The sequence below is a fragment of the Duncaniella muricolitica genome (assembly GCF_910574735.1).
Classification (GTDB): domain Bacteria; phylum Bacteroidota; class Bacteroidia; order Bacteroidales; family Muribaculaceae; genus Duncaniella; species Duncaniella muricolitica.
Genome location: NZ_CAJTCF010000140.1, coordinates 1 through 3416 on the forward strand (window position 1 = coordinate 1; position 3416 = coordinate 3416).

General features: G+C 50.5%; 2 protein-coding genes. One reads left to right on the plus strand and one right to left on the minus strand.

Annotated features, from left to right (window positions below):
* Positions 1–522: 522 nt before the first annotated feature.
* Positions 523–2319 carry a translational GTPase TypA gene (typA, locus tag QGT73_RS17050; protein WP_280123226.1) on the plus strand — a complete coding sequence of 599 codons (1797 nt, stop codon included), beginning with the start codon at positions 523–525 and terminating at the stop codon, positions 2317–2319.
* Positions 2320–2446: 127 nt separating this feature from the next.
* Here typA and QGT73_RS17055 read toward each other — a convergent pair whose 3' ends face one another.
* Positions 2447–3187 (minus strand): OmpA family protein, encoded by a 741-nt coding sequence (locus tag QGT73_RS17055; protein ID WP_280123227.1) that lies wholly within the window; start codon positions 3185–3187, stop codon positions 2447–2449.
* Between the last annotated feature and the right edge of the window lie 229 nt (positions 3188–3416).

Consider the following 3416-nt stretch of genomic DNA (forward strand, 5'->3'; position numbering starts at 1 on the left):
ATCGTTTCGATAAAACGGTTTCCAGCTGGAAAGGGTGGAATCTCCTGGCATTCCATGTGATATTTCTTAAACACATTAACAGACTCAAAAAGTCAAGATGACTTCAAAGCGAAATGGGTGATTGTCATATTATTCGCGATCGTATTCGCGGCTTCTTTTGTCGTTCTTTTTGTAGGAGGAACTGCTGGCGTCAACAGGTGTCTGTTGGTGATGAATGTATTGCTGATAATTGCACAGTCGGCAAACATGGTTTATGCAATTAGAAATAGATATAAAGGTGTCGGAGTCGTTTTGCTTGGATGCCTTATAATAAGTATTGCGTTTATATTGGCAATATACATCTGGAGTTGGAATTATACAGTTAAAGCATTAACCGTAGGTTTTGAATGAATAGGTCATTATATATCGAAGCCATTGTCGGCAACTTCCAGTGCTGTCGCGCTGAGCCGGTGATTTTAGGTTTGCGTAAGTTGAATTAAATGCGTAACTTTGCACCCTAAATTAGAGAAAAAGACGTAAAAGATGCAAAAGATTCGTAATATTGCCATCATCGCCCACGTAGACCATGGCAAGACCACTCTTGTGGACAAGATGCTTCTTGCCGGAAAGCTGTTCAGGGACAACAAGAGCACCGGCGAACTGATACTTGATAATAATGACCTGGAGCGTGAGCGCGGTATAACGATTCTTTCCAAGAACGTTTCAATCAACTATAAGGACTATAAGATTAACATTATCGACACTCCGGGACACGCCGACTTTGGCGGCGAGGTGGAGCGTGTGCTCAACATGGCCGACGGCTGTCTGCTGCTGGTCGACGCGTTTGAGGGTCCCATGCCCCAGACCCGTTTTGTGCTTCAGAAGGCCATTCAGATGGGCCTGAAGCCGGTAGTCGTAATTAATAAGGTAGACAAGCCCAACTGTCGTCCCGACGAGGTGCAGGAGATGGTGTTTGATCTGATGTGCAATCTCGATGCCACCGAGGACCAGCTTGATTTCCCCACCATATACGGTTCGGCCAAGCAGGGCTGGATGAGCACCGATTATATGACTCCCACCGACAATATCACCGCGGTGCTTGACGCAATCATCGAGTTTATCCCTGAGCCCAAGACTCTCGAGGGTGACGCCCAGATGCTTATCACTTCGCTTGATTACAGCAGTTATGTGGGACGTATCGCCATAGGTCGCGTTCATCGCGGCGAGTTGCGCGAGGGTATGGATATCGCTCTCTGCAAGAAAGACGGCTCGGTAGTAAAGCAGCGTATCAAGGAGCTGCATACCTTTGAAGGCATGGGCCGTAAGAAGGTGCAGAGCGTCAAGAGCGGTGACATATGCGCGCTCGTCGGCATAGACGGCTTTGAGATCGGTGACACAGTGGCTGACATCAACAATCCCGAGCCGCTGCCGCGTATCGCCATCGACGAGCCTACGATGTCGATGACATTTACCATCAATGACTCGCCTTTCTTCGGTAAGGACGGTAAATATGTGACTTCGCGTCACATAGCCGACCGTCTGGCCAAGGAACTTGACCGCAATCTCGCGCTTCGTGTCACCAAGGCCGAACATGAGGACACATGGATGGTGTTTGGTCGCGGTGTGCTCCATCTTTCGGTGCTTATCGAGACTATGCGTCGCGAGGGTTTTGAACTCCAGGTGGGACAGCCTCAGGTTATCATCAAGGAAATCGACGGCAGGAAGTGTGAGCCTATCGAGATGCTCACGGTCAATGTGCCCGAGGAGTATTCGTCAAAGATTATCGACATGGTGACACGCCGCAAGGGCGAGATGGTGACCATGACCACTCAGAACGACCGCATACACCTCGAGTTTCTGATACCTTCGCGCGGCATCATCGGCCTGCGTAACAATGTGCTCACAGCGTCGGCCGGCGAGGCTATCATGGCTCATCGATTCCATGAATATCAGCCTTGGAAGGGCGACATCGAGCGTCGCACCAACGGTTCGCTCATTGCCATGGAAGCCGGTACTGCCTATGCCTATGCCATCGACAAGCTCCAGGACCGCGGCCGCTTCTTCATATTCCCGCAGGAGGAGGTCTATGCCGGACAGGTTGTAGGCGAGAACGCCAAGGATAACGACATCGTGGTTAATGTCACCAAGTCGAAGAAACTCACCAATATGCGTGCGAGTGGTGCCGACGACAAGGCCCGTATCATTCCCCCGGTGGTATTTTCGCTCGAGGAGGCTCTTGAATATATCAAGGAGGACGAGTATGTGGAGGTGACTCCCCATCATCTGCGTCTGCGCAAGATTATACTTGACGAAGTCGAGCGCAAGAGAGCTAATAAGTAGTTTAAAAGAGTTTAAAGTTTAAAGTTTAGAGTTTACCTTCGGGCTACTCTCAGGATAAATGAATAGACGGTATCGTAAAACTATGATTACGATACCGTCTATTAGTTTATCTATTTAACCTCTTCAATTACTTGAGTGTTATTTCGGCTCGGCGGTCCTGTGCGTTGTTGGCATATGCGTGTGTCGGGCCATATCCTTTTGCTTTTATGTGGCTGGAGGGAACTCCGTGAGCCACCATGTAGTCACTGACCGATTTGGCCCGTCGCTCGGAGAGTCGCCGGTTGTAGTCAGCGCGGCCGGTCTCGTCGGTGTAGGCTTTGATCACTACGGTCTTGCCGGTCTCGTGTGCGGCTCGGGCGACAGCGGTGAGTGAGGATGTCTCCGGTATGCTCGAGCTGTCGGTGTTAAAGAGGTATATCACCACGGCGTTGGGTTGGGTCGTGCCAGCGACAGTTGTAGCCAACTGTATGGTCGAGTCAGGGACAATAGCGTTAACAGCGGTCGGAATGGCAGCTATGACGGTTCCAGAGCGGAGAGGATAGCCTCCTGCCGAAGAATAGGTAGCTGAATCTTGGGTCTGGAATGAAGCTCTGCGAGGCCACAGGCATGCGGCGACTACCATCAATGCGAGTATGGCGAGAGCAATCCATCCGGCTCCGCGAGCTATACCGGCAGTCTCCTGAGCGTCGGATGTGGCCGGGACTTTTCCTGACAACGGGGCCATGACGGGAGTAGCGTCTTCCTCATGAGCGGGTAGGCTTTCAGGCTGCGGATGACCCTCAAGGCGTTGTGCCTCGGGGTGGGGGTCGAGGCGGTGCATCTCGGGATGTTCGCCCAGACGTTTGGGGTCATTATCTGTCTTTTTCATAACAGTAGGCTTTAGTGAATGCTTACTTAAACAACACTTAGCCAATAATATGAGTTTTGACAGGAATGTCTCTGTGGCGTAAAAAAATAAAAACAGGTCAAAAATGACAAAGATGGGGTCAAGCCGAAATGGCGGTGCATGGATTTTGAGAAAAGTGTTAAATTTGCGGTATGAAAACCGCAGATGCAATATGGATGTGCCTGCCCGAGGGCATGGACGAACTATTTGA